Annotated in this window: 7 protein-coding genes; all 7 read left to right on the top strand. The window is 73.0% G+C overall.

Going from position 1 to position 21746, the window contains the following annotated elements:
- The first annotated feature begins 288 nt into the window (after nucleotides 1–288).
- Complete coding sequence (locus ACIPUC_RS33140) at nucleotides 289–4215, top strand: ricin-type beta-trefoil lectin domain protein (protein ID WP_446594089.1); 3927 nt, start codon at nucleotides 289–291, stop codon at nucleotides 4213–4215.
- Between the two features lie 164 nt (nucleotides 4216–4379).
- Complete coding sequence (locus tag ACIPUC_RS33135; RefSeq protein ID WP_446594088.1) at nucleotides 4380–6206, top strand: hypothetical protein; 1827 nt, start codon at nucleotides 4380–4382, stop codon at nucleotides 6204–6206.
- 166 nt (nucleotides 6207–6372) lie between these two features.
- Complete coding sequence (locus tag ACIPUC_RS33130; protein ID WP_446594087.1) at nucleotides 6373–7617, top strand: helix-turn-helix domain-containing protein; 1245 nt, start codon at nucleotides 6373–6375, stop codon at nucleotides 7615–7617.
- A gap of 127 nt (nucleotides 7618–7744) precedes the next feature.
- On the top strand, nucleotides 7745–7879 hold the full coding sequence (locus tag ACIPUC_RS33125; RefSeq protein WP_446594086.1) for a hypothetical protein: 135 nt from the start codon (nucleotides 7745–7747) through the stop codon (nucleotides 7877–7879).
- Nucleotides 7872–8084, top strand: a complete 213-nt coding sequence (locus ACIPUC_RS33120) for a hypothetical protein (protein WP_446594085.1) — start codon at nucleotides 7872–7874, stop codon at nucleotides 8082–8084. Before ACIPUC_RS33125 ends, ACIPUC_RS33120 begins: the two co-directional genes overlap by 8 nt.
- Nucleotides 8085–8260: 176 nt before the next feature.
- Nucleotides 8261–9898 (top strand): glycoside hydrolase family 1 protein, encoded by a 1638-nt coding sequence (locus ACIPUC_RS33115; RefSeq protein WP_446594084.1) that lies wholly within the window; start codon nucleotides 8261–8263, stop codon nucleotides 9896–9898.
- Between the two features lie 91 nt (nucleotides 9899–9989).
- Entirely contained in the window at nucleotides 9990–21701 is an 11712-nt protein-coding gene (locus tag ACIPUC_RS33110; protein ID WP_446594083.1) for an SDR family NAD(P)-dependent oxidoreductase, read from the top strand.
- Nucleotides 21702–21746: the final 45 nt, after the last annotated feature.

Below are 21746 nucleotides of genomic sequence, written 5' to 3'. Positions count from 1 at the left end.
GGGGGCATACGAAGAGAAATGCGACCGGTCCGCCGGCCGGTCGCGCTGGCGGGGCTGGTCGCTCTGGCCTTGTCCGTCGCATCGGTCGGCGCCGGACCAGCCGTCTCAGCGGCGGAGAAGTCGAGCGCGGGGAGCGCTCAGACACCGCCTGAACGACCGACGACCGAGCGGGAGCGCGCGGAGAACGCCGCCCTGGCGGAGGCCAAACGGACGGGGAAGCCCGTGCCCGTGGCGGCTGCGACGACCGAGACGGACACGTTGACGGCCAATCCGGACGGCACTCTGGGTATGACCCGGAGCGTCGCCCCGTTACGCACCAAGCGCGGCGGCGAGTGGGTCGACCTCGATGCCACTCTCGTCAAGGCGGCCGACGGCTCACTCCGTCCGAAGGCAACGGCCAGCAGCCTGATCCTGTCCGGTGGGGGTACCGCGCCGCTGGCCACCCTGAACCAGGACGGCAAGCAGCTCGTACTCAGCTGGCCGGATCCTCTTCCCGCCCCCTTGCTCGAGGGGGACAGTGCCGTCTATCGCGAAGTGGTCCCGGGCACCGATCTCAGGGTGACGGCCGACGAGGGCGGCGGCATCTCCCAGATCCTCGTCGTGAAGTCCGCCGAGGCCGCCAAGCACCCGAAGCTCGCCAAGCTGGCCACCGGCCTCAAGGGCGAGGGCGTCACCGTCTCCGCGGACGTCAACGGCAACCTGAAGGCCGCCGATGCCGCGGGCCGTACCGTCTTCCAGGCACCGGCGCCGACCATGTGGGACTCCACCGCGTCCGTCCAGGCTCCGTCGGCCAAGCCCTCCAAGGCCACCGCGTTCTCCCAGGCAGTCACGGGCTCGGAGGGCACGCCGCCTGCCACGGCCGACGAGGCGGCCAAGCCCGTCTCGGACAGCGATGGACCGGGAGACTTCGCCAAGGTCACCCGGCTCCAGACCGACCTCGGCAAGGACACCGTCACCCTCACTCCGGACCGTTCCTTCCTGAGCGACCCCGCCACCGCCTACCCGGTCTACATCGACCCGGCCTGGCAGCCCACCAACCGTGGCACCCAGCACTGGGCCTGGGTCCAGGAGGCCTACCCCACGACCGTCAGCTACGACGACTACAGCGACACCTACGACCCGGGCGTCGGCTACCAGCGGTGGCGCACCCGGACCGGCCTGGAGCGCTACTACGTCCAGGTCGACACCAGCGACCTGCGGGACAAGAGCATCAAGAAGGCCGCCTTCTCCGCAATCCAGTCGTACGCGGCCGACGCCACTTGCAGCAACACGTACAACGTGGACCTGCACTCCACCGAGCCGCTGCTCTCCGACATCTCCTGGAGCACCCAGCCCCGCGACTGGGAGGTCCTGCGCACGACCTCGCTGAACAGCGCGGGCGGCCCCGGCTGCCCGGACGCGACCACGCGCGGGGAGTGGGACGTACGCGAGCACCTCGCCGCCAACGAGTGGCGCGGTAGCGTCACCTACGGCCTCTTCGCCTCCAACGAGTCCAAGACCAGCGGCAACACCTCCTTCAAGAGGTTTACCCGCGACCGCAACAACCTGCCGTTCCTCTACATCGAGTACAACCGCGCCCCGTACAACCCGTGGGAACTGGGCACGTTTCCCGCACCCCAGAACCCGAACGGGAACGGCTGCGGCTGGGTCGGCGCCACCAACTACGCTGGCCTGAGCATCGGCGCCTGGGTCGGCGATCCTGACGGACAGCAGAACGATGCCCGCTTCCTGATCCACGACACCGCGGACTCCAGCCTCGCTTTCGACAGCGGCTGGATCGGCCAGGCGAGCGGAACCCACTGGGTCTCCGCACACCCGACCGGCCTGCTGGACGGCCACTCCTACACGTGGCACGTGCAGAGCGGCGACGGCGACATGACATCCAGCTGGGTGGCCGGTTGCACCTTCACCATGGACACCCAGCCGCCGTCGGTCCCGGTCGTCACCTCCGCCGAGTACCCGCCGTCGGGGACCCTGCCGGGTTCCACGAAGCACATTGGCCAGCCCGGGACCTTCCAGGTCAAGGCCACCGACACCCTCAGCGGTGTCCTGTACTACGAGTGGTCCTTCAACTCGACGATCCCCGTCGGCGGCGCGAACCGGGTTGATGCGTCCGCCGACGGCGCCGCGGCCATCCCACTGACTCCCACGACCTGGGGCACCAACATCCTGCGCGTCCAGTCCGTGGACCGGGCGGGCAACCGCTCCCAGCAGCAGACTTACACCTTCTACGTCCCTGACAATCCGGCAGCCAAGACGACACTCGGCGACATCACCGGCGACGAGCGCGTCGACTTCATCGCACCCACGCAAAACGGGGACCTTGTCGTCTACCCGACCGCGGTCGACCCCGCAGCGGGCGGAGTACTCGCCTCGAACGTGGCGAACAGCCCCGGAGGAAAGGGATGGGGTGGAAGCACACTCACCTCCCACCGCGGCGGAAACGGCATCCGTATCGATGACCTGTGGGTCCACAGGGACGGGCAACTGAGGCTCTACCGCAACTCCCTCACCCAGGGCGGCCTCGCGGCAAACGGAGGCCTGTACTACAACTCCGCCAAGTCCGTACCGGTACAGCGGCCCTACGCAGAGGACTGCACCGTCGCTGCCACCGGCCAAACCTGCGGCAGCGAGTACGCGGAGGACTGGACCAGGGTCAAGCAGCTCCTGGCCGTCGGTGACGCCCTGCCGGAGGCCGGTGCCACCCCTCGCAACGACCTCCTCACCGTGGAGAGCGGCGGCACAGGCGCCGCGCAGCTGGTACTTCTGCAGGGTGCCGGTACGACGGGCGAGCTGCGCGATCCCATCGTGCTCGTTCTGAGCCTGTCTGGCTGGGAAAACCTCACCCTCATCGCGCCCGGCGACGCCACCGGTGACGGGCTTCCCGATCTCTGGGCCCGCGACAACAGCACGGGTGACGTCTACCAATACGCCAACGTCCCCGGGAATCCGGCAGCTCTCGGCGACCACACCAAGCGCACGAAGATCGGCTCTGGCCTCAAAGCGGCCACCCATCCCGTCATCGGCTCCTCCGGCGACACCAGCGCAGACGGCGTCCCCGACCTGTGGGGCCTGGACAGCCGCCACCGGCTGATGACCTGGGATGGCGTCGCCACCTCCGGGAAGGTCAGCAGCCTCCGCACCGGTCACACCATGGGCGATGCCCGGATCTCCCGCTCCCACTGGAAGCTGAACGAAGGCACGGGAAGCACCGCTGCCGACCTGCGCGGACGCAGCAACGCCACCCTCAGCGCCACCGGCGCCACCTGGACCGACGAGACCGTCAACGGCACGGCAACCAAGGTCGTCGCGCTCGACGGCACGACCGGCACGGTCACCGCGGCCGGCCCGGCCGTCGACACCACCCGCAGTTTCACGATCTCCACCTGGGCCAACTCCAACGAGCCCTCACCCCTCCTGGCTCAGGAGGGTCAGCGCTCCAGCGGCCTCGTCCTCTGGCACGACCAGGACGGCACCTGGCGCTTCGGAATGGCCAAGAAGGATGCCGATGTCTGGGATTACGACCAGACCGCAGTCGTGAACGCCGCCGCCATGGTCCGGACCGGCTCATGGACCCAACTCACCGCCACCTACGACGACCAGACCGGCCTCATCGCCCTCTACGTGAACGGCACCCTCGCCGGCACGGGCCATCACCCCAAGTCAAACGCCTGGAGCGCCACCGGACCCCTCGTCCTCGGCCGCTTCAAGGACCGGGGCCAGCCCACATCCTTCTGGAAGGGCCGGATCAGCAACGTGGCCGTCTACAACCACTCCACCGTCCCCTCAGCCACTAGCACCACCCTCGTCTCGGCGGTCAGCAGCACCAAATGCGCGGACGACAACCACGGGAGCACGGCCGAGGGCAACCGTATCCAGATCTGGGACTGCAACACTGACCCGGGCGCCCCCCAACTGTTCGAGATCCGCGAGAACGGTGAGATGCGCGTGGTCGGCAAGTGCGTGACCGCCGCGGGCGGCGGCACCGCCAACGGCACCCTCGTCCAGCTCGCCACCTGTGACGGCGCCGGTGGCCAGCAGTGGCTCCCCACGGCCACCAGCGGCTTCTACAACCCGCAGTCCGGCCGCTGCCTCGACCTCCCGAACGCCCGCATCGACAACGGCAGCCAACTCGCCCTGTCCGACTGCAACACCTCCAACGCACAACGCTGGCACACCGCCGACCTGGCCTCGCCCCTCGGGGCTGGTGGCTGACCCTTCGTCGCACCGGGATGCTGGCCTCGCTCCGCGGTCCAACAGGGCGGGGCCGGCGCCTCGGCTGACGGTTTCACCGGCCTGGTGCGCATCGGCGTACGCCTGTCAGGGGTCGTGCTACAGCCGGGCGTTCCGCAGTGCAGGCATCTCACGGAAATCTGGTTATGACGCAACTGACACCCTCGCCCACTGCCGGGACCGAAGACGCCCGCTGCGCGGGGGATCCCTCGGCGGACGGCCATCCCCGCGCAGGGTGGTGGCAGGCCCGCTGGGTGGTGCCGTCGGCGCTCGCCGTCGGATACGCGCTCAACGTGCTCTTCCGGCTCTCCCTGGTCACCGGTCAGGACCACCCGACGGTGAGCCCGGACGAGCAGATGTACCTGGTGATGGCCAGAATCATGGCCGGCAGACCGACGACCGAGATTCCCGGTGATCAGATCATCCCAGGCGGGTACTCGCTGCTCATCTCGCCGGCCATGCGCATCACCCAGGACCCGGTTCACGCGTACCACCTGATCATGGGCATCAACGCCCTCATCAGCTGCCTGATGCTTCCCCTCGCGTACTGGGCACTGCGCTGTCTGAACATCTCCCGGCCGGTCTCGTACGCCGCCGGCCTTGCCGCGGTGATGCTCCCGACGGTGCTCTTCTACACGCAGTACGCGATGGCCGACACCCCACTGCCGGTCCTGGTAATGCTGTGGCTGATCGGTGTGCACGGCCTCTTCTCCGAGGGCAGCGGGCGCCGCAGGGGCTGGTTCGGCCTCCTGGCCGGCTTCGCCGCCGGGTACTGCCTGCTCACCCATGACCGTGGTGGTGTGATCATCGCATTGACTGCCGTGGTGCTGCTGGTGGCGCTGGCCTTCAACTGGGCACCACGCATGGCCAGTACGCTGGCGCTGGCCATGCTGGCCGTTCTGTTCGTCGTCAAGCGGCTGATGACCGCCTGGCTGATGTCGCGGATTGACGGTGCCCGCCCGAGCGAAGTCGGCAACGCCGTCTTCGAAACCCTCGCGAACACCCGGCTGATGCGCCGCACTTTCATGCGCGCGATCGGCCACCTCTGGTACTTCATGACCTCCACGTGGGGTCTGGGCGCGCTGGCCCTCGTGGTCTGTGTATACGCGGTGTTCAGCAAGCGGTTCAGCCTGGCCAACCGTGTGGTCGCCTTCCTGATGGTGGCGCTGCTGGGCGGCATCACCCTGGCGGCGGCCGCTGGCCTGCCCGCCGACGGCCGGATCGACACCATCACCTACGCCCGCTACTTGTCCCCGCTGGCCGCGGTGTACGTGCTGGTCGCGATGGCGGCGCTCTACCACGTCCGCGGCTGGAAAAAGATCGCCGCGCTCGGCACGGCCGCCTCAAGTGTGACGCTGGCACTCATGGCGGTGCTGCTCCACATGGCGGGCAAGGAGCTTCACACGTCCCACTTCGTCCTCTGGGGCCTGCCGGACTCCACCTTCCTCGCCAGCCTCTGGCCCGCAAACGGCGACTGGGGCAGCTTCCACGCCGGCCGCACCACCGTGATCGCCCTGATCGTGCTCGCCGTCGTCCTGATGCTGCGCCTGCTCGGCGGCAACCACAGGGCCGCGCTCGCCACCGGCGCCATCGGGATGTCGCTGGCCGTGTTCGCCGGCGCAGGGAGCGCGGCCGTCACCGACCACATCACCAAGCCCCGGACCAGCGGGACCCAGTGGATCGCCAGCGGATTCATCGAGGCGGCCGGCATCCGGCCCGGCGACCGGATGGTGATGGACGACGGCCTCGTCTGGGAGATCCGCGCGACGATGACGTTCATGGTGCTCGACGGCCGGGTCTGGTCCCGCGCCCTGAACAAAAACGAGGCCGTGCCGGCCCAGGCCAACGTCGCTGCGCTCCCCCTCTCCGACGAGAGCGCCCTGGCCACCGACAGCTGGCGCGACGCCCCGCCCGGCTGGCACGTCGACCGGGATGTCCGGGAGCGCCACTACGTCATCTGGCGCCGAGGCTAGCTCTGCCGAAGGTGTTGCCGTCTGGTTGGAAGAGATCAGCAGGCCGGCCGCTGGGATGGCACCCTGCGGCGGATACCTACGCCGAGCGTGCCGTCGCAGGGGACACCGAAGGCGGCCCTGCCCCATACCCTGTCAAGGTCGAGCTGCAAGGAGAGGGGCAAGGCCCATGTCCACCGAAGCTACGCCGGACCCGTACCGCGATCAGTTGCTCTTCGGCCAGAGACTCCTGATTCTCCGTACCCGGAGAGGACTCACCCGCGACCAACTCGGCGGTCTCACCGGCCGGTCCGGTTCGTGGGTCAAAGCTCTCGAAACGGGGCGTCTGAAGACACCCCACCTGCCCGTCATCCTCCGCTTGGCCGAAGTGCTGCGGGTCCGGGACCTGTCCGACCTCACCGGCGATCAGTCCCTGCAGGTCAGTCTGTTCACCGGCCCCGGACATCCCCGCTTCGCCGCAGTGCGCGAGGCCCTCAACTCGCTGCAACTCGGCGGCGGCCGTGAAGCCCCGCCCGCCGCGCACCTGTCAGCCCGACTCGCCCGCGCATGGTCGGCCCGGCACTCCGCTCCCAACCACCGCGACGTCATCGGCTCCCTGCTTCCCGACTTGGTCCGCGACGCGCAGGCGTCCGTACGGCAGGCCGAGACGGTCGCCGACCGCAAGGCGGCACAGGCATCCTTGGCGCAGGTGTACTTCCTCGCCCAGTTCTTCTGTGCCTACCAGCCCGACGCCCCCCTCGTGTGGCGGGTCGCGGAGCGCGGCATGATGGCCGCGCAGGACTCCGAGGACCCGCACGCCATCGGCCTGGCCGCGTGGCTGACCACGCAGGCGCACCGCGAGAGCGCCCACCTGGATGCGGCGGACGCCGTCAACCTGGAGGCCCTCCGCTACCTGGAGCCGCTCCTCCCCGATGCCGGAGCGGACGTACGGGCGGTGGCCGGCGCACTCACGGTCGAGGCCGGGCTGACCGCGGCCCGGCGCGGCGAAACGGGTACGGCGTGGCGGTACTGGGACGAGGCCCGGGCACTGGCCGAGGGCCTGCCCGCAGGGTACTTCCACCCCGTGACCTCCTTCTCCCGGGCAGTCATCGGCGCGCACGCCGTCACGGTGGCCGTGGAACTGCACGCCGGAGGGGAGTCGGCGCGGCAGGCAGCCCGCGCGGAGGCCGAAGCGATCCCGTCCCGGCCGCGACGGGCCCGGCACCGGATCGAGCAGGCCCGCGCCTACCACCTGGACGCGCAGCCCGACGTGGCACTGGCCACGCTGGCGCAGGCCCACGAGGCGGCACCGGAAACCGTCCAGTACAACGGATACGCCAAGCGCATCGTGTTGGAGGAGGCCGAGGCCAAGAGCCCCGCCCGGCGCCGCAGGGCATCCGAACTCGCTACCAGGTTCGGCCTGCTGACGGCGTAACCAAGGGGGCACAATCTGTGTCCCTGCCGCACCGAGCCCGCCCCTACGGTCGTCCTGACCACCCGCTGACGACGGTAGGGGAGTGACCTCTGTGACCAGCCGCACCACGCCACGCTGTACCCGAGGCGTGCTCAGCATCGACACCCCGGATGACGCCCACGTGGGCATCTGCGCGGCGGCCGGGCCCCGCCCCGAGCTCCTCGACCGCGCGCACGCCGGCCCGGAGCGCTTCCCCGGTACCGAGGGGCCGTCCGATGGCTGAGGCGTACGCGTACGTGCCGCACCGCCTGCTCCGCAAGCGCGTCCGCGACATCGCCTCCGGCGTCGAGGGCGAGCTGATGGCCGTCATCAACGAGAACGTCTCCGCCACCGGCATCGAGCACTGGGTGGAGCTGGCCTACATCCGCGGCGCGAACGGCCGCGAGTTCTCGACCGCCGTCGACAACGTCGAAGCGGCCGGCCCCTGAGCCGGGCCGGGCGGCGAGCAGGCCGGCGGCCAGCAGTCCCCCGATGAAGCAGCAGCGGCCAACACGGCCCGGCGGTAGGCCCCTTCGCGGCTGTACGGCGCCTCCAGCGCTCTTCGAGACGGTCTCACGAGGGTGGGGGCGGACGACTCAGCCCTCGGCCCCCTCTGGAAGGCATCGTGAAACGACTTTTGCAGACCGCGGCGGCGGTGCTCCTCACCGCAGGACTTGTGGCCCCCACGGCGGCCGCCGAGGAAGCATCCTCCCTGGCCCAGCGATCGGCGCGGTTCGCCCAGCCGGGCTCCCTCTCCTCGCCGTTCGGAAAGGGCAGCTTCCGGTTCGGTGTCTCGAGCTCCGCTACCCAGATCGAGGACCAGAACACCCACACCGACTGGTACAAGTGGACCCAGCCCGTCGCCGAAGGCGGCATGGGCAAGAGCCCCGCCGTCGGAGAGGGCGTCGACGGCTACACGCTGGCCATCGAGGACATCGACCTCATCGCCGCCCTGAAGGTGGACTCGTACCGCTTCGGCATCGAGTGGGCGCGCATCGAACCCCGCCGCGGCCAGATCGACGAGCAGGCGATCGCCCACTACAACAAGGTGATCGACGCCCTCGTCGCCCGCGGCATCCGCCCGGTCGTCACCATCCACCACTTCGCCAACCCGGTGTGGGTGGACAACCCCGAGGACCTCACCTGCGCGGCCGGCCCCTCGGACACCAACCTCTGCGGGCTCGACCACCCCCAGGGCGGGCCGCTCGTCGTCAAGGCCATGGCCGACCACTCCACGCTGCTCGCCCAGCGGTTCGGCGACCGGGTCCGCGAGTGGGTGACCCTCAACGAGCCCGGCGTGTACATGATGTTCTCGCACGCCTTCGGCGCGGGCCCGCCCGGCAAGGCCAACCTCCCCACCAACTTCGACACGAAGTTCGCGCCCGCCGTGCGCACGTACATCTCCGCGCACGCCGCCATGTACAAGGCGATCAAGCAGGTGGACCCGGGCGCCAGCGTCGGCCTGACCGCCAGCGTCAAGCAGTACGAGGCCGTCCGCGACGGCAAGATCAGCACCGAGCCCCGCGACATCGCCGCCCGGGACCGCTTCCGCCGCTTCTTCGAGCTGAACTTCCTCGACTCGCTGCGCAACGGCACCTTCGACGCCAACTACGACGGCACCCCCGACGAGCAGCACCCGGAGTGGAAGAACACCCTGGACTGGCTCGGCATCCAGCTCTACGACCGCACCGGCGTCACCGATCCGACCACCCCCGGGCCGACCACCCTGCCCGTCATCAACGTCGACGTGTGCGGCGCCCCGCCCTGCTTCCCGCTCAAGGACCCGACGTACTTCATCCCCGACATGGGCTACGAGTCGGACCCGCAGGGCCTCTACCCCGTCCTCAAGGACTTCAGCCGCCGCTACAAGGGCCTGCCGCTGCTGGTCTCCGAGTCCGGCATGGCCACCGCCTCGGGCACGCGCCGCGCCGAGTTCATCGTCCGCGCCCTGGAGCAGATCCAGCGGGTCCGGGCCGAGGGCGTCGACGTCCGCGGCTACTACCACTGGAGCCTGATGGACAACTTCGAGTGGCTCGGCGGCTACAAGCCGCGCTTCGGCCTCTACGCCGTCGACCGCACCACCATGAAGCGCACCCCCACCGAAGCGGTGGGCGTCTACGCCCAGATCGCCGGGTCCCGCACCCTGAGCCCGGCCCTGCGCGCCCAGTACGGCGGCAGCGGCCCGCTCACCCCTGAGCCGGGCAACGCACCCGCCGCCCCCGCGGGCACCGCCGAGCCGGCCGTCACCGGCCGCCGGGACTGACCCTCACGGCCGGGCGCGTCGCCGCGCCCGGCCTCCCCGTCTTCTGCCTTCTGCCGAGGCCTCGGTTCGAACGATCTCCAAGGATGCCCAGATGAGCAACGCCCAGGTGAACAGCGGCACCGCTGCCGCACCCGTGCCCGTCGCCGCGGACATAGCCGCCCGGCTGCGGGAGACGATCGCCGGACTCCTGGAGATCGGCGCCGAGTCGGTGGACGAGAACCGTTCCCTGCGGGACCTGGGAATGACCTCGGTCTCCATCGTGGCGATGCTGGAGAGCATCGCCACGTGGCTGGGCCGCCCCGTCCCCGCCTGGGTCGCCTGGCAGTACCCCACCGTGGCCGCCCTCGCCGGACACCTCGCGGGCGACGACCACCCCGCGGCGGCCGGCGCCGCCTCCCCCCGCACGCGTACCCGCGCGCACGCGCAGGAACCGATCGCCGTCGTCGGCCTCGGCTGCCGGCTGCCCGGCGGCATCGAGACCCCCGACGCGCTGTGGCAGAGCCTCCTCGACGGCATCGACGCCGTACGCGAGGTCCCGCGCGAGCGCTGGAACGCCGACGAGTGGCTCGACCCGGACCCCCGCGCCCCCGGCCGCATGACCACCCGCTGGGGCGGCTTCCTCGACGACGTCGCCGGCTTCGACGCCGAGCTGTTCCGCATCTCACCCGCCGAAGCCCGCCAGATGGACCCCCAGCAGCGCATGGCCCTCGAGACGGCCTGGGCCGCCGTCGAGGACGCCCGGATCGTCCACGGCGACCTCGAGGGCACCCGCACCGGCGTGTTCATGGGCACGATGGCGCAGGAGTACCACCTGGCCACCGGCGCCGACCCGCAGGACATCGAGACCCACTCCGCCACCGGCTGGGACAACTCGATCATCCCCGCCCGCATCGCCTACACCCTCGGCCTGCACGGCCCCGCCCTCGCCGTCGCCACCGCCTGCAGCTCCTCGCTGACCGCCACCCACCTCGCCGTGCAGAGCCTGCGCTCCGGCGAGTCCGACCTCGCCCTCGCCGGCGGCGTCAACATCATGCTCAGCCCGAACACCACCGTCGCCATGACCAAGTTCGGCGGCATGAACCCCGACGGCCAGTGCCGCGCCTTCGACGCCGCCGCGAACGGCTACGTCCGAGGCGAGGGCTGCGGCATCGTCGTCCTGCGCCGCCTGTCCGACGCCCTCGCCGAAGGCGACCGCATCTACGCCGTCATCCGCGGCAGCGCCGTCAACAACGACGGCGCCTCCAACGGCCTCACCGCCCCCAACCCCCGCGCCCAGACCGAGGTCCTGCGCGCCGCCTGGCAGGACGCCGCCGTCGCCCCCCGGCACGTCTCCTACGTCGAGGCCCACGGCACCGGCACCCTCCTCGGCGACCCCATCGAAGCCGAGGCCCTGGGCAGTGTCTTCGCCGAGGGCCGCGAGGAGCCCCTGCGCATCGGCTCGGCCAAGACCAACTTCGGCCACCTGGAACCCGCCGCGGGCGTCGTCGGCCTGATGAAGACCGCCCTCGCCCTGCACCACGGCGAACTCCCCGCCAGCCTCCACTTCGACACCCCCAACCCGCACATCGACTTCGAGGCGAGCCGCCTCGAGGTCGTCGCCGAGCGCCGCCCCTGGCCGCACGGCGGCCGCCGGTACGCGGGCGTCAGCGGCTTCGGCTTCGGCGGCACCAATGCCCACATCGCCCTCGAAGAAGCCCCCTACCGCCGGCGCCTGCTCGTACCGCTGGCCGCCGACACCGACGAGGAGCTGCGCGAGGCCGCAGGGGCCCTGACCGCCCGCGCCCGCGCCGGCCACGGCTGGTACGCCCCCGAACTCCTCGCCCGCGCCGCCGGCAGCCAGCGCATCGTCGCCGCCGTGAGCCACCCCGACGAGCTCGCCGACGCCCTGCGCGAGCGCCTCGACACCCGTACGCCGCGCACCCCCGGCGCCCGCCCCTCGCTGGCCTTCTTCTTCTCCGGCCACGGCTCCCAGTGGCTCGGCATGGGCCGAGACCTGCTCGCCGAACCCGCCTTCCGCACCGCACTCGACGCCTGCGACACCGCGATCCGCGAGGTCACCGGCTGGTCCGTCCTCGAGGAGCTGCTCGCCGGACCCGACACCTCCCGGCTGGACCGCACCGACGTCGTCCAGCCCGTCCTGTTCGCCGTCCAGGTCTCCCTCGCCCGCACCCTGGAGGCCTGGGGCCTGGAGCCGTGCACCGTCTTCGGCCAGAGCATCGGCGAGGCCGCCGCAGCCGTCGTGGCCGGCGCCCTGCCGCTGGCCGAGGGCGCCCGCCTCATCGGCACCTGGTCGCAGCTCATCGCCGAACGCGCCGCCGGGCAGGGAGCCCTGCTGCTCTGCGAACTCCCGCTGGAGCGCGCCGACGAGCTCGTCGCCCGCCACCCCGGCCGGATCTCGCTGGCCGGCCACCTCGCCCCCGGCCAGACCGCCCTGTCCGGGCCGCTGGACGCCGTGGCCGCCGTGGAACGAGAGCTCGCCGAGTCCGGGGTGCGCTGCCAGCGCGTCCACATCGACTACGCCTCCCACAGCGAGCAGCTCACCGCCCTCGCCCCCGAACTCGAACGCCGCCTGGGCACCCTGCGCACCCGCCCCGCCGCCATCCCGTTCTGGTCGACCGTCACCAACGGCTTCACCGACGGCACCGCCCTCGACGCCGCGTACTGGGCCCGCAACATGTGCGCGCCCATGCTGATCACCGAGGCCGTCACCGCGCTCGCCGACGAACGCGGCCTCGCCATCGTCGAGATCGCCCCGCACCCCGTCGCCCGGCACTCCCTCAAGCGCACCCTGACCGCACTGGCCGAAGCGGGAACCGGCACCGGGCAGACCACCCCCGGCCCCTCTTCGGTGCTGGTCACCGGCCGCCGCGACCGCTCCGCCCGCCGGTCACTCGAGGACGTCGCCGTCCGCCTGTGGTGCGAGGGCTATGACGTGGACTGGGGCGCCGTCACCGGCCGGCCCCAGCGCCCCGCCCCCACCGCGCCCGTCGCCGTGACCGTTTCCGGCAAGAGCCCCGCCGCCCTCGCCGCGAACGCCGCCGCCCTCGCCGACCACCTGGCCGGCGCCTCGACGGCCACCCTCCTCGACACCGCGTACACCGCCGCGGGCCGCCGCTCGCACCTGGAGCACCGGGCCGTGGCCGTCGCCACCACCGCCGACGAGGCCGCGGAGGCCCTGCGCGCCCTGGCCCAGGGAGCGCCGCACCGGGCCCTGACCGAAGGCACCGCCCGCCAGGGCGACCTGGCCGTGCTCTTCACCGGGCAGGGCAGCCAGCGCCTCGGCATGGGACGCGCCCTGTACGGCGCGCTGCCCGCCTTCCGCCAGGCCTTCGACGACGTGTGCGCGGAACTCGACCGGCACCTGCGGATCCCGCTCGTCGCCGTGCTGTTCGCCGACCCCGACGGCGCCGACGGTGCGCTCGTCCACGAGACCGAGTTCACCCAGCCCGCCCTGTTCGCCGTCGAGGTCGCCCTGTTCCGGCAGTGGCAGGCCTGGGGCGTGGAGCCGCGCGTCCTGGCCGGCCACTCGGTCGGCGAACTCGCGGCCGCGCACGCGGCCGGCGTGCTCGGCCTGGCCGACGCGGCCCGCCTGGTGGCCGCCCGCGGCCGCCTCATGCAGGCCTGCGAGCCCGGCGGGGCCATGGCCTCCGTCGAGGCGTCCGAAGCCGAGGTGCTGGACGTCCTCGCGGACGTGGCGGGGCGGATCGCGGTCGCCGGGCTCAACGGGCCGGCGCAGACCGTCGTCAGCGGCGACGCCGACGCCGTCACCGCCGTCATCGGCCGGTTCGCCGCCCGGGGACGCCGCACGCGCCGGCTGGAGGTCTCCCACGCCTTCCACAGCCCGCACATGGACGCCATGCTCGACGCCTACCGGCACGTGGCCCAGGAGTGCGTGTTCGACGCCCCGGAGATCCCGCTCGTCTCCACCGTCACCGGCACCTGGTCGGACACCGGCCTCGCCCCCGGCGAGGGGATGCGCTCCGCGGAGTACTGGGTCCGCCAGGTCCGCGAACCCGTCCGCTTCCTCGACGCCATGGCCACCCTGGAGCGGGCCGGCATCGCCCGCTACCTCGAATGCGGCCCCGCCGCCGTGCTGTCCGCGACGGGCGCCGGCTGCGTCGAGCGCGAGGTCCCCTTCATCGCCTCCCAGCGGGCCGACGAGAGCGACGAGGCCCGCATCCTCGTCCAGGCCCTCGGCGCGCTCCACGTCAACGGCCAGGACGTCGACTGGTGCAAGGTGTTCACGGGCACCTCCGCCACCGTCACCGACCTGCCCACGTACGCCTTCCAGCGCGAACGCCACTGGATCGACGCCCCCGACCGGGTCCGCGGCGGCCGCCCGCCCGCCGACGAGGCGCTGTGGCAGGCCGTCGGAAGCGGCGCGGCCGACCGCGTCGCCGAACTCCTCGGCATCGCCGACAGCGTCACCGACAGCACCGCCGTCGCCGCCCTGCTGCCCCACCTCGCCGCCTGGCGCGAACGCCAGGACTCCGCCGACACGGTCGCCGACTGGCTGTACGAACAGAGCTGGGAACCGGTCGGCGCGCTCCCCGCGGCCCCCGCCGCCGCGGGCCACTGGCTGCTGGTCACCCCTGCCGCGGCCCAGGCGCTCGCCGACGCCGTCGCCGAGGCGCTCACCGCCGCCGGGGGCACCGTTCACGTCCTGTCGGCCCACGACGACCGCACCGGCTACGGGGCCCCGCTGGCCGCGCTCACCGCGGAACTCGGGGACCGGCAGCCGGCCGGCGTACTCGCCCTCACCCCCCTCGACACCACCGCCCACCCCGCCCACCCGGCCACCACCACGGGCGCCGCCCAGACCCTGGCCCTCGTCCAGGCCCTCGGCGACGCCGCGGTCCGCGCCCCGCTGTGGCTCGTCACCCAGGGCGCCGTCCACGCCGCCCCCGCCGACCCGGCGCCCCGGCCCGACCAGGCCCTCGCCTGGGGCCTGGGCCACGTCATCGCCCTGGAGCACGGCACCCGCTGGGGCGGCCTCGTCGACCTCCCGGCCGACCCCGCCCAGGCCCTGGCCCAGGCCCCGCGCCTCGCCGCAACCGTCAATGCCGTTAACGGCGTTAACGCCGTTAACGCCGTCAACGCGCCGGGCGCCGACTCCGCCGGAGCCGAGGAGCACCTGGCCCTGCGCCCCGTCGGCGCGTACGCCCGCAGGCTGCGCCGGGCCACCGTGCCCGCCGCGACCCCCTGGACGCCCCGCGGCACCGTCCTCATCACCGGCGGCAGCGGCGCCCTCGCCGGCCACCTCGCCCAGCGCCTCGCCGAGCGCGGCGCCGAACACCTCGTCCTCGTCTCCCGCCGGGGCCCCGCGGCCGAGGGAGCCGCCGAGCTCACCGCCCGCCTCGAAGCCGCCGGCGCCCGCGTCACCTTCGCCGCCTGCGACCTCACCGACCGCGGCCAGACCCAGCGGCTGCTGGACGGCCTCGACGCCGAACAGCCGCCCCTGCGCGCCGTCTTCCACACCGCGGGCATCCTCGACGACCGCCTCCTGGACCGCCTCGACACCGAGGCCCTCGCCGCCGCCGCGGCGCCCAAGCTCGGCGCGGCCCGCCTGCTGGCCGAGCTCACCCGCGACCACGACCTCGACGCGTTCGTCCTCTACTCCTCCGTCGTCGGCGTCCTCGGCAACCTCGGCCAGGCCAACTACGCCATGGCCAACGCCGCCCTCGACGCCCTCGCCGAATCCCTGCGCTCCTCCGACGTCCCCGCCCTCAGCCTCGCCTGGGGCCCCTGGGCCGACGGCGGCATGACCCACGGCGCAGCCGAGGCCCAGCTGCGCGCCGCCGGACTCGCCCCCATGGCCGTGGCCCGCGCCCTGACGGCCCTGGACGCGGCCCTCGCCTCGGGCCGCTCCCTGGTCGTCGCCGACATCGACTGGCCCAAGGCCGCCGCCGGCTACGGCGAAGCCCGCCCGCGCCGCTTCCTCGACGAGATCGCGCAGGCCCGTACCGCACCGGCCGCCGCAGCCGCCGCCACAGCCGCAGCCGGGGGCGACACCAACCCCTTCCTCAGCAGCGTCCTGGCCCTGCCCGAGGCGGACCGCGCGGCCCGCGTACGGGCCGTGCTCGCCGCCGAGGCCGCCGCCGTACTCGGCATCAAGGACCCGGAATCCCTCGACCCGGAACGCGGGTTCAAGGACCTCGGCTTCGGCTCGATGATGTCCATCGACTTCGCCGCCGGCGTCCAGAAGCGCACCGGCGTCACCACCCCCAAGACGCTGGCCTTCGACTGCCCGAACCTCAGCACCGCCACCGACTGGCTGCTCGCCAAACTCGCCCCCGCGGCCCCCGCCGCCGCCCCGGCCGGCCCCCGGGCCGGCTCCCGCTCCGGCCACGCGGACGAGCCCCTCGCCATCGTCGGCGTCGGCCTGCGCATGCCCGGCGGCGCCCACGACCTCGACAGCCTCTGGACCGTCCTCGCCGAAGGCCGCGACACCGTCACCACCGTGCCCGCGGACCGCTTCGACATCGAGTCCTTCTACGACGCCGACCCGGACGCGGAGGGCCGTACGTACGCCCGCCACGCCTCCTTCCTCGACGACGTCGCCCACTTCGACGCCGCCTTCTTCGGCATCAGCCCGCGCGAGGCCGAGCCGATGGACCCCCAGCACCGCCTGCTCCTCGAAGCGGCCTGGACCTCCCTCGAGGACGCCGGGATCCGGCCCCGCGAGCTGCGGGACTCCCGTACGGGCGTGTTCGTCGGCGCGGGCGTCGGCGAGTACGGCAAGTACCGGCAGGGCGGCGCCCCCGACACCTACACGCTGACCGGCACCCTGCCCAGCTTCAACGCGGGCCGCCTCTCCTACCACCTCGGCCTCCAGGGCCCCGCGCTGTCCGTGGACACCGCCTGCTCCTCCTCCCTGGTCGCCCTGCACCTGGCCTGCGAGGCGCTGCGCAGCGACGAGTGCGAACTCGCCCTGGCCGGCGGCGTGCAGGTGCTCGCCGACCCGGGCGCCTTCATCGCGCTCAGCCGCTCGCACGCCCTGTCCCCGGACGGCCGCAGCAAGACCTTCTCCGCCGAAGCGGACGGCTACGGCCGCGGCGAGGGCGTCGGCGTGCTCGCCCTCATGCGGCTCTCGGCCGCGCAGGCGCAGAACCGTACGGTCCTCGGCGTGATCCGGGCGACCGCCATCAACCACGACGGCGCCAGCAGCGGCATCACCGCCCCCAACGGAACCTCCCAGCAGAAGGTCATCCGCGCCGCCCTCGCCTCGGCGGGCCTCGCGCCCGCCGACGTCGACTACGTCGAATGCCACGGCACGGGCACCTCGCTGGGCGACCCGATCGAGGTCCAGGCGCTGGCCGCCGTCTACGGCGAAGGCCGCACGCCGGGCCGCGAGCTCGGGCTGGGCACGGCCAAGAGCGTCATCGGGCACCTGGAGTCGGCGGCCGGTGTCGCGGGCGTCTGCAAGATGCTCGCCTCCTTCCGCCAGGACGCCCTCCCGGCGACCCTCAACAGCTCTCCGCGCAACCCGAACATCGCCTGGGACGAACTCCCCGTCCGGGTCGTCGACTCGCTCACCCCGTGGGAGCGGGACCGGTCGCGCCCGCGCCGCGCGGGCGTCTCCTCCTTCGGCCTGAGCGGTACCAACGCCCACGTGGTGCTGGAGGAGCCCCCGGCCGCCGCGACCGCCCCGCCCGCCGCCCAGGACACCGGGGCGAGGGCCTCTTCGTACCCGGTGGTCGTGTCGGGCCGTGACGAGGCCGCGCTGCGCGAGCAGGCGGGCCGCTGGGCGGACTGGGCCGAGGCACGTCCCGGAGTTCCGCTGGCCGACGTGGCGGCTACGGCCGCCCGTCACCGCTCGCACTTCGAGTCGCGGGCGAGCGTGGTCGCGGCAGACACTGCCGGTCTGGTGGAGGCGCTGCGGTCGCTGGCCGAGGGCGCTTCGCACGACGCGGTGGTGACGGGCTCGGCCGCGCGTCGCGGCAAGGTCGTCTTCGTCTACCCGGGCCAGGGCTCGCAGTGGGTCGGCATGGGTCGGGCGCTGCTCGCGGAGAACGAGACCTTCCGGCAGGCGATCGACGCGTGTGACGCCGCTCTGCGTCCGTTCACGGGCTGGTCGGTGCGTGAGGTGCTCTCCGGTGAGGAGGGCGACCACCCGCCGTTCGACCGGGTGGACGTGGTCCAGCCGGCCCTGTTCGCCATGGGTGTGGGCCTGTCGGCGGTCTGGCGCTCCCTCGGTGTGGAGCCGTCCGCCGTTGTGGGCCACTCGCAGGGTGAGGTCGTCGCGGCTGTGGTGAGCGGTGCTCTGACTCTGGAGCAGGGCTCGCAGATCGTCGCGCAGCGCTCGCAGGCGGTCCTCGCCTGCGCGGGCCAGGGCGGCATGGCCCTGATCGAACGCCCGCTGTCCGAAGTGGAGGGCTTCCTCGCCCCCTACGGTGACGCGCTGTCGGTGGCCGCGGTGAACACGGCCGGCTCGACGGTGATCTCGGGCCAGGCCGACGCCATCGCGAAGATCGTCGCGGAGCTGTCCGACCAGAACGTGTACGCCCGCAAGATCAATGTGGACTACGCGTCCCACAACGCGCAGATGGACCCGCTGCTGCCCGCCCTGGCGGAGGGCTTCACCGGGATCGTCCCGCAGTCCGCGGACATCGCCTTCTACTCCACCGTCACCGGCCGGGTCGCCGACGGCGCCGAACTCGACGGCTCGTACTGGTGCCGCAACCTCCGTGAGCCGGTCCGCTTCGACAGAGCCCTGAACCAGCTCCTGGACGACGGCCACGGCGTGTTCGTCGAAATCAGTGCCCACCCGGTCCTGTCCATGCCGCTCACCGACGGCAGCGCCGAGCGCGGCGGCATCGTCGTCGGCTCGCTCAGCCGTCGCGACGGGACCCCGGCCCAGCTGCAGCGCAACCTCGGCCTGCTCCACGTCCAGGGCCACGACCTCGACTGGGACCGCGTCCTGGGCGCCGGACACCTCGTACCGCTGCCCTCGTACGCCTTCCAGCGCGAGCAGTTCTGGCTCCCCGTCGCCCAGACCTCCGGCGACGCCGGCTCCCTGGGCCTGGAAGCCTCCCGGCACCCCTGGCTCGGCGCGGGCATCGAACTCGCCGACGCCGACGGCCACGTCTTCACCGGCCGCCTCTCGCTCACCGACCAGCCGTGGCTGCGCGACCACACCGTCTTCGGCTCGGTCATCGTCCCCGGCACCGGCCTGCTCGAACTGGCCACGGCCGCCGCCCAGGAGGCCGGGGCCGCCGGCATCGCCGAACTCACCCTCGCCGAGCCGCTGGTCATCGAGGACGCCGTACGCCTCCAGATCACCGTGGGCGCCCCGCACGACGGACGCCGCCCGATCACCCTGCACAGCCGCCCGGACGGCCCGGGCCGCGCCTGGACCCGCCACGCGAGCGGCGAGCTGCTGCTCGACCCCGCCGGCCCGGACGCCCCCAGCGCGCAGGAGGGCCGCGACGGGTTCGCCGACCTGCGCAGCTGGCCGGTGCCCGGCGCCGAGCGGGTCGGACTCGACGGGTTCTACGACCGCTTCAGCGCCCAGGGCATCGACTACGGCCCCGTCTTCCAGGGCCTGACCGAACTGTGGCGCAAGGGCAGCACCGCGTACGGGCTCGTCCGTCTCCCGGACCCGGCCGCGGGCGCCGAGTACAACGTGCACCCGGCCCTGCTCGACACCGCCCTGCACGTGATGAAGGGCGCGACGGCAGGACAGGACGAACCCGAGGGAGCGCTGCTGCCGTTCGAGTGGACGGACGTCGAGCTGTTCGCGGCGGGCAGCGGCGAACTGCGCGTCCGCATCGACGTCGAGCAGTCCGAGGCCGGCCAGTCCGTCCGGGTCTGGGCCGCCGACGCGGCGGGCGCACCCGTCGTCCGCGCCGGCGCGCTCCACCTGCGGCGGGCCACCGCGGACCAGCTGCGCGCCGCCCGTTCCACCGGCGCCCAGGACCTGCACCGGCTGGTCTTCCAGCCGGTACCGGCGGCCGCCACCGCCGCCGGCCGCCGCACCGCGGACCTCGTGGTCGGCGGCACCGGCGAACTCGCCGCGCTGCTCGGCATCGAGGCGCTGCCCGGCACCGACGCCCTGGCCGCCCGGCTGGCCGCCGGCGGCCCGGCGCCCGCCCGCATCATCGTGGACACGACCGGACGGGCGCCCGCCATGAGCCCGTCCGAGGCCGTGTTCCGGGGCGGCGAGTACACGCTCGCCCTGCTCCAGACCCTGCTGGCCGACGAGCGGCTCTCCGACACCGAGCTGGTCTTCACCACCCGGGGCAGCATCGGCGCCGTCGAGGGAGACCTCCTCGACGGACTGGCCTACGCACCCCTGTGGGGCCTGGTCAGGTCCGCCCGCGCCGAACACCCGGGCCAGGGCCTGCGCCTGCTGGACCTCGGCCAGGACAGCACCAAGGACGCCGTCGAGGCCGCCCTGGCCTGCGCCGACGAGCCGGAACTCGCCCTGCGCGGCGGGCGGCTGCTGGCCGCCCGCCTGGTCACGGCCGACCGGACCGCCGGAGCCGGCACCGGCGAGCTGCGCACCCTCGATCCCCAGGGCACCGTCCTGATCACGGGCGGCGTCGGCGAGCTCGGCCGCGAGGTCGCCCGCCATCTGGTCCGCCGGCACGGCGTCCGGCACCTCGTACTCACCTCACGGCGGGGCGCCGAGGCGCCCGGAGCCGCGGAACTCATACATCAGCTCACGGAAGAAGGCGCGGAATGCGTGCGGGTAGAGGCCTGTGATGTCGGTCGTCGCGATGACGTGGAGAAGGTGCTCGGTCTTGCTGAGGAGGGTCGGCCCTGGACGGCGGTCCTGCACCTCGCGGGCGTCCTGGACGACGGTCTACTCCTCGGCCAGGACGCACAGCGGCTCGCTCATGTGATGGAGCCCAAGATCACCGGCGCCGTCCACCTCGACGAGCTGACCGCCGGCATGGGCCTGGACCTCGCCGCGTTCGTGTTCTTCTCCTCCGCCGCCGGCACCGTCGGCACGGCCGGACAGGGCATCTACGGCGCGGCCAACGCCTGCCTCGACGCGTACGCGGCCCACCGCCGGGCCGAGGGACGCCCGGTCACCAGCCTCGCCTGGGGCCTGTGGCACCAGGCCGGGGTGGGCATGACCTCGCACCTCGGCAAGACCGAACTGGACCGGATGCGCCGCCAGGGCATCGCCCCGCTCGGTTTCCAGCACGGCCTGGACCTGCTGGACGCGGCGCTCGCCCGCCCGGCCGGCAACTTCGTACCCCTGCAGCTCGACCTGCGGGCCGCGCAGAGCGAGGTGGACCAGGGCAGGGCGGCGCCCGCCCTGTTCCGGTCCCTCGTACGGGCCCGGCCGCGCCGGGCCGAGGCCCCCGCCGCCGTCTCGGGCGGGCCGGCCGGCCTGCGGGAACGGCTCCTCGCCGTGCCCGACGACCAGCGGGCCGACCTGGTCACGGAGCTGGTGCTGCGCGAGGTGGCCGCCGTACTGGGCCTGAACTCGACCGGCTCCCTCTCCCCGCAGGAAGTGCTCAAGGGGCTCGGCCTCGACTCGCTGATGGCGGTGGAGCTGCGCCGGCGCCTGGCGACGGAGAGCGGGGTACCGCTGCCCGCGACCCTCGCCTTCGACCACCCGACGCCCGAGCACATCTCGCGGCTGATCCTGAGCCGGCTGAACCTCCCCGCTCCGGCTCCGGCGGCGGCCGCTGCGACGACGGCCGCGACGCCGACGGCGGCCATCGAGGACCTCGGCGTCGCCGGCGACGGCACGGACGACGGGGCCGACGACGGCGAACGCTCCGTCGAGGACCTCAACGCCGAGCTCGACGCCCTGTTCGCGGCCGAGGGATTCGGCCTCGACTAAGGCCTCCGCCCAGGCCCCTGTCCGGGCCTCCACCAAGGCCTCCGA

It is taken from the genome of Streptomyces sp. LARHCF249, from assembly GCF_052871255.1.
The sequence above is the reverse complement of the archived record's forward strand: the minus strand, read 5'-3'. Positions and strand labels throughout refer to the sequence as shown.

Excerpts from the sequence above, each read along its gene's own strand:
- ACIPUC_RS33135 (WP_446594088.1), top strand. The coding sequence starts at position 4,380 with ATGACGCAACTGACACCCTCGCCCACTGCCGGGACCGAAGACGCCCGC.
- ACIPUC_RS33130 (WP_446594087.1), top strand. The coding sequence starts at position 6,373 with ATGTCCACCGAAGCTACGCCGGACCCGTACCGCGATCAGTTGCTCTTC.
- ACIPUC_RS33140 (WP_446594089.1), top strand. The coding sequence starts at position 289 with ATGACCCGGAGCGTCGCCCCGTTACGCACCAAGCGCGGCGGCGAGTGG.
- ACIPUC_RS33110 (WP_446594083.1), top strand. The coding sequence starts at position 9,990 with ATGAGCAACGCCCAGGTGAACAGCGGCACCGCTGCCGCACCCGTGCCC.
- ACIPUC_RS33120 (WP_446594085.1), top strand. The coding sequence starts at position 7,872 with ATGGCTGAGGCGTACGCGTACGTGCCGCACCGCCTGCTCCGCAAGCGC.